Below are 6,210 nucleotides of genomic sequence, written 5' to 3'. Positions count from 1 at the left end.
CCTTATACCCGCTATTTTGCCGGCAGCACCTTCCTTAATCAGCTGCTGCAACCTGCGGTGGTCGCGCTCGCAGTGCCTACCATGCTTTTTTTATCCGAAGGCAATAAATATATTCAGGCTAAAGAAAGAGAAGGCACAGGAGTACCCGTTGAGATAAGGATTCTTGCTCTGCTTAATCTGATGCAGCGCCACCGTGCCGAAACAGCACTTGCCATCTCACAAAAAAATCCTTCCACTACACAGCGTCTTCAGATCCAAAATGATATTGTCGGTATAACCGATGCCATCACGAAAGAGATGGCGCAGACGGCTGCCAGTGTAGAGATAATTGAAAAAATAAATGGAATTCGCGCGCAGTGGAACGGAATGCAGCAGGATATTGATGCATTAAAACTGGATCAGACGGCCAGCCTTGACGCACATGCGCTGGTCATCCGCAACCTTCTAAATGTCAACCGGGATGTGCTGGATTTTTACGGACTCTCGCTTGATTCAGATATCAATTCTTATCGGCTAATTATCAGTAATTTTTCATCATTGCCTGAACTTACCGAAAGCTTCGGAAAAATTCGTGCATTTGGCGCCTCAATGCTTACCAGAAATGAAATCATAAGCGAAGCGGACTCAGTCCGTATGGAATCCTTACTTAGTACGGGTGCCTATAACCTAAGTCTGTTTACTCAAGACTCTGAAAAGCTCTTTCTCTCTGATGTCGGACTAAGAAAAAAATTTAGTGCAGATGCAAATTCAGCCGTAAGTGAAGCTAATCTCGCACTCAAAACCGCCCGGGCGCTTTTTATCAATCGTAGTGAAGCGAGTCAAGACCCGCAGGAGTTTGTCGCGCTTTTCACGAGCGCCATCAACAGATTTAGCGCCTATGCCATCACTGGTGGTAATGAACTTTATTTAATGCTGAATCATCAGATAACCGAGCACCGGCATGAACAGTATGTTTTGCTTGGTGTGCTTCTCATTATGGTTCTGCTTTCAGTAATTTTTGCGTTGATGATTATTCGTTCAGTTACACGCCCAATTGGTGCTGCTTCAAAACTCGCTCTTGAAGTGGCAGGGGGGGATCTGACTGCCTCATTTAATGTCACGGGGCAAAATGAAACTGCCGGACTGCTTAATGCACTGCTGCAGATGAGCCAGCGTCTTACACTTACTGTCGAGAACATTAAATCTAACGCCGTTACTATTGCCATCTCTTCAGAAGAGATTGCGCGGGGAAATGTTGATCTCTCTGCGAGAACTGAAGAGCAGGCTGCATCTCTAGCCGAAACTGCCGCAAGTATGGAGCAGTTGTCATCAATTATCAGCAACAATGCTGAAAACACCCGTTACGCAGCTGAAATGGCCAGCTCTGCTAGCAGTGCGTCTTTACGTGGTGGTCAGGCCATGGAATCAGTAATGGATTCCATGGAAAAAATAAGTAGCAGTGCAGCTCAGATTAAGGAGATTATCTCAGTTATAGACGGTATAGCGTTCCAGACGAATATTCTGGCGTTGAACGCGGCTGTTGAGGCTGCTCGGGCCGGTGAGCACGGTAAAGGCTTTGCCGTCGTAGCGTCTGAAGTCAGAGCACTGGCGCAGCGTTCTGCTGGGGCGGCGAAGGAAATAAAAGGGCTAATTGAACAATCAGTGAAGAATGCCGAGCAGGGCATTTCAATGGCCCGCGATGCGGGTGAAAAAGTCAGAGAAAGTATGGACGCCATTGAACAGACATCGCAGCTTGTCAGAGAAATCTCGTCTTCCTCTGAAGAGCAGAGTGCGGGAGTTTCGCAGATAAATATTGCGGTGACGCAGATGGATCAGGTGACCCAGCAAAATGCCGTACTGGTTGAAGAGTCAGCGTCATCTGCTGATGAACTCGCAAACCTGGCAGCTAGCCTTAGAGATGCTGTTAGCGTGTTCCGTACGAATGCGACTTTATAAAAAGGTAAAGCGTTTCCTCAGGACGGGCTGCAAGGGGTATAAAGTGGAAAGGCTTGATTCTTGCACACTCCGATGCCAGGTTTGCGGCTTTGTTTTGAACTGAAGCTAATAAGTAAAGGCAGGGATTGACACCCTGCCTCTATTACTAGCTCCCCTAGTGCTGCAGGGGGCTTGTAATTTCGTTATTTAGCGTTGAAGCCACTTTTGAATCTGTGTGACCATCGCGGCGGTTGAAATGCCGTACCGGTCATGCAGAGTAGGCAGAGCACCCGCCGCTAAAAATTCGTCAGGCAGTGCAATCTGATGAAATCGAGGGGTCACACCGTGACGCATCAGTGTGCTTGCAATTGCCTCTCCAAGTCCACCGGTAATAGAGTGATTTTCTGCTGTAATTACCAGCCGACCATCGGCAACCGCTTCGCCGGCTTCCTTCAGGATTGTCGCTTCATCCAGGGGTTTGATCACCGGAGAGTGCACCACCCCTACCTCAATACCTTTTTTTTCCAACTCCTCTGCAGCCTCCAATGCACGCATGGTCATCAGCCCACTGGCAATAATAACCGCATGCTTTCCTGAGCGAAGGCGTTGGGCCTTTCCATGTTGATAGCGGTAATCATATTTATCCAACACAACAGGTACCTTTCCACGCAGAAGTCGCATATAGACCGGCCCCTGATGGTCGGCTATTGCCGGCACTACCTGACTGATTTCGAGCGCATCACAGGGATCAATGATTGTCAGGTTCGGCATACCGCGAAAAATAGCCAGATCCTCCGTTGCCTGATGGCTTGGACCGTAGCCGGTAGTTAGACCTGGCAAGGCGCAGGCAATCTTTACGTTCAGGTTCTCTTCAGCAATAGCCATACAGATAAAATCGTATGCGCGACGTGAAGCAAATACGGCGTAGGTAGTCACAAAAGGCGTAAAACCCTCGCGCGCCATGCCGGCAGCAGCACTCATCAGCAGCTGTTCGGCCATGCCCATCTGAAAAAAACGATCCGGGTAGGCTTCGGCAAATAAGTGAAGATCAGTATATTTGCTGAGGTCTGCCGTGAGGCCGACGATATCCTGACGCTGTCTGGCCAATTCAACCAGAGCATGCCCAAAAGGTGCGGACTGGGTTGGCTGCCCTTCCGATGCGATAGAGGCAATCATAGCTGAGGTGGTGAGGCGTTTCTTTTGCGTTAAGGTCATCTTATTCTCCTTGCTCCAGCACGGTCAGAGCTTTATCCCACTCGTCTTCATCTACGCGGATAAAGTGCGTTTTTTCACGTATTTCCAGGAAGGGAACACCTTTACCCATTCGGGTATCACAGATAATCAAGCGGGGCTGGTCTCCCTTCCAGCTACGGGCATTATCGAAAGCGTTTTTTAGCGCATTGATATCGTTACCATCTACGCGCTGAACATGCCATCCAAATGCCTGCCAGCGATCAACGATGGGCTCGAAGGCCAAAATCTCAGATGAATGACCATCGGCCTGCTGGTTATTAACATCGATTAGGGCAATCAGATTATTGAGCTTCCAGTGTGAAGCAGACATGGCCGCCTCCCAGGTCGAGCCTTCATTAAGCTCACCGTCAGAAAGCAGGTTATATACAAATGAAGAGGAGCCCTTCTTCCTGAGTGCCAGACAGGCCCCTACGGCGATGCCAAGACCTTGGCCGAGCGAACCTCCGGTAATTTCCATTCCCGGTGTGTAGGCCGCCATGCCAGACATAGGCAACCGGCTCTCATCGCTGCCGTAGGTTTCTCGCTCACTCACGGGAATAATGCCCGCTTCGAGCAGCGCGGCATAAAGGGCTATTGCATAATGTCCGATCGATAGATAGAAACGGTCCCGACCTTCCCATTCAGGTTCAGCAGGCCGAAAATTCAGCGCGTGAAAATAGCTGACAGCAAGCACATCGGCTACACCGAGCGCTTGTCCTACATAGCCTTGCCCCTGAACCTGTCCCATCAGCAGAGCGTGGCGACGGATACTTGTCGCACGTTGTTGTAATGTTATTACTGAATTGTTCATCATTTCTCCTGATTAGCGATTTACATCTGCCGCGCGGATACGGAGCACACAAAGGGCTCCAAGCAGCAGCACTGCAGAGATAAAGTACATACCCATGGCGGGTGAGCCTGAACGGGTTGTGATGGCACCAATTAGCCAGGGTGAGAAGAAGCCGGCTAGATTGGCTATGCAATTCACGGCAGCGATACCCGCTGCGGCAGAAACGCCCCCAAGAAGATTGGTAGGTAACATCCAGAAAAGTGAAGAGGCTGAGAGGATGCCTGCAGCGGCTACGCTCAGGAAAAACAGTGATATTGTGACGCTATGTCCCAGCAGAGTAGCCAGCGAGAGTCCGATAATGCCTGTAAGCATCGGGATAATAAGATGCCAGCGTCTTTCACGGTGCCGGTCGCCGCTAAGTCCTGCTAGCAGCATTGCTATGATTGCGCAAAAATAGGGGATACTGGTGAATAATCCGATGTGCAGTGGATCCTGAATACCGGCATTACGCACTAATGTTGGCAGCCAGAACGTTAGGGCGTATTGTCCCATAACCACGCAGAAGTAAATGAGTGCCAGTAGCCATAGTCGCTTATCCGACAGGAAAGCGCTGACTGTGCCATGATGCGATTTATGCTGGTTATCTTCATCAAGATCTGCACGAACCATTTTTTTCTCACTTTCATCAAGCCAACTGGCTTGTTCTATGCGATCTTTGAGGACAGTAAGCACGATAAATCCCATGAGAACCGTGGGAATGGCTTCCAGTATGAACATCCATTGCCAGCCAGCCCAGCCGTGGTAGCCTGAAAAGGAGTCCATAATCCAGCCTGAAACCGGCCCACCAATCATCCCTGATAGGGGAATAGCCACAAACCATAATACGGTCATACGAGCACGCCTATGCGAAGGGAACCAGTAGGTGAGATAGAGCAGCAGGCCTGGAGCCAAGCCCGCCTCGGCCACGCCTAAGAGAAAGCGCAGCAAATAGAATTGCCAGGCCGTTTCGACAAAGGCAAACATTCCTGAAATCAGGCCCCAAGTAATCATAATGCGGGCTATCCAGCGGCGGGCACCTACGCGATGCAGGATAAGATTGCTCGGAACTTCAAAAATAAAGTAACCGATAAAGAAGATACCGGCCCCAAGACCGTAAACTGTTTCGCTCAGTGACAGATCGCTCATCATCTGAAGTTTGGCAAAGCCAACGTTAACGCGGTCCAGGTAAGCACAGAGGTAACACAACATCAGAAAAGGCATCAGCCGCCAAGCCGTTTTACGGTACGCGCTATTACGCGCATGGTCGGATGCACTTAGGTTAAGCGTGGTCATTATATTGACTCCGGGTACGTTAAGCTGAAGCTGAACAGAGTGGTCTGAGCACTTAGTGAATCAACATGCCGCCGTTAACGTCTAGCGTGATACCGGTAAGGTAAGATGACAGGTCAGAGGCCAGGAAAAGCGCAGCGTTAGCTACATCAGTGGCGCTACCGAGCCTGCCGAGTGGAATGCCGTCGATGATGGCATGACGACGCTCGTCCTGCATGAGCCCGCCAGTAATATCGGTATGAATTAGCCCCGGAGTCAGCGCATTGATTCGAACTTGGTCCGGGCCGAACTCTCGCGCCATGGCTTTTGTCAGGCCCAGAACGCCTGCTTTGGCAGCGCTGTAATGTGGGCCGCCGAAAATTCCACCTCCTCGCTGAGCAGAAACCGACGACAGACAGATAATACTCCCTCCCCCCTGACGCCGCATGTGGGGTATGACGGCCTGAGACATCAGCAGGGTCCCCTTCAAATTGACGTCAAGAATGCGGTTATAGTCGCTGACGCTGATTTCGAGTGTTTTTACCGGCTGGGTAATCCCGGCATTGTTAACCAGAATATCAACGCGGCCGAATTTACTCACTACGCAATTAACCGCCTGCTGCACGGCATCCGGATCAGTGACGTTGACTGCCAGACCGATATGGTCTTCGCCAAGTTGAAGGGCAGCTTTGTGTGCGGCGTCCTTATCAAGGTCAAGTATAACGACGCGTGCTCCGTGCTGCGCAAAACAGGCGGCAGTCGCGCGGCCAATTCCGCGCTCGGAAGCGGCTCCCGTAATAATGGCAACTTTATTTTTAAGTAACATCTCTGACTCCGTTATCGTTTTTATGCTCGGGTTTGGGGCAATGCCAGTAGGGTTGCAATCAGCATAAAAAAGGCAGAAATAAAGGCAATGCAAAAAAATTCATTTGATGCTGAATGAATTTGCTGATTTGATGGAGTTA

The 6,210-nt window shown here is 50.1% G+C and carries 5 protein-coding genes; 1 reads left to right on the top strand and 4 read right to left on the bottom strand.

Annotated features, from left to right (window positions below; genetic code table 11):
• Positions 1-42: 42 nt before the first annotated feature.
• On the top strand, positions 43-1,935 hold the full coding sequence (locus JK231_RS24605) for a methyl-accepting chemotaxis protein (RefSeq protein ID WP_211729864.1): 1,893 nt from the start codon (positions 43-45) through the stop codon (positions 1,933-1,935).
• A 186-nt stretch (positions 1,936-2,121) separates the two neighbouring features.
• Here JK231_RS24605 and JK231_RS24600 read toward each other — a convergent pair whose 3' ends face one another.
• The 4 genes from JK231_RS24600 to JK231_RS24585 are packed head-to-tail and all read right to left on the bottom strand — an operon-like array spanning position 2,122 to position 6,071.
• Positions 2,122-3,129 (bottom strand): transketolase family protein, encoded by a 1,008-nt coding sequence (locus tag JK231_RS24600; protein ID WP_211729862.1) that lies wholly within the window; start codon positions 3,127-3,129, stop codon positions 2,122-2,124.
• A 1-nt stretch (position 3,130) separates the two neighbouring features.
• Positions 3,131-3,961 (bottom strand): transketolase, encoded by an 831-nt coding sequence (locus tag JK231_RS24595; protein WP_211729861.1) that lies wholly within the window; start codon positions 3,959-3,961, stop codon positions 3,131-3,133.
• A 9-nt stretch (positions 3,962-3,970) separates the two neighbouring features.
• Positions 3,971-5,269: an MFS transporter gene (locus tag JK231_RS24590; RefSeq protein ID WP_211729860.1), complete on the bottom strand. Its 1,299-nt coding sequence runs from the start codon at positions 5,267-5,269 to the stop codon at positions 3,971-3,973.
• 52 nt (positions 5,270-5,321) lie between these two features.
• Complete coding sequence (locus JK231_RS24585; protein WP_211729859.1) at positions 5,322-6,071, bottom strand: SDR family NAD(P)-dependent oxidoreductase; 750 nt, start codon at positions 6,069-6,071, stop codon at positions 5,322-5,324.
• Between the last annotated feature and the right edge of the window lie 139 nt (positions 6,072-6,210).

It is taken from the genome of Pantoea sp. JGM49, assembly GCF_018257655.1.
Taxonomy (GTDB): Bacteria; Pseudomonadota; Gammaproteobacteria; order Enterobacterales; family Enterobacteriaceae; genus Pantoea; species Pantoea communis.
Note: the sequence above shows the minus strand (reverse complement) of the source record. Positions and strands in the feature narration are given on the sequence as shown.

Bases quoted from the DNA above. Each gene is read 5' to 3' on its own strand.
- JK231_RS24600 (WP_211729862.1), bottom strand. From the start codon at position 3,129: ATGACCTTAACGCAAAAGAAACGCCTCACCACCTCAGCTATGATTGCC.
- JK231_RS24595 (WP_211729861.1), bottom strand. From the start codon at position 3,961: ATGATGAACAATTCAGTAATAACATTACAACAACGTGCGACAAGTATC.
- JK231_RS24590 (WP_211729860.1), bottom strand. From the start codon at position 5,269: ATGACCACGCTTAACCTAAGTGCATCCGACCATGCGCGTAATAGCGCG.
- JK231_RS24585 (WP_211729859.1), bottom strand. From the start codon at position 6,071: ATGTTACTTAAAAATAAAGTTGCCATTATTACGGGAGCCGCTTCCGAG.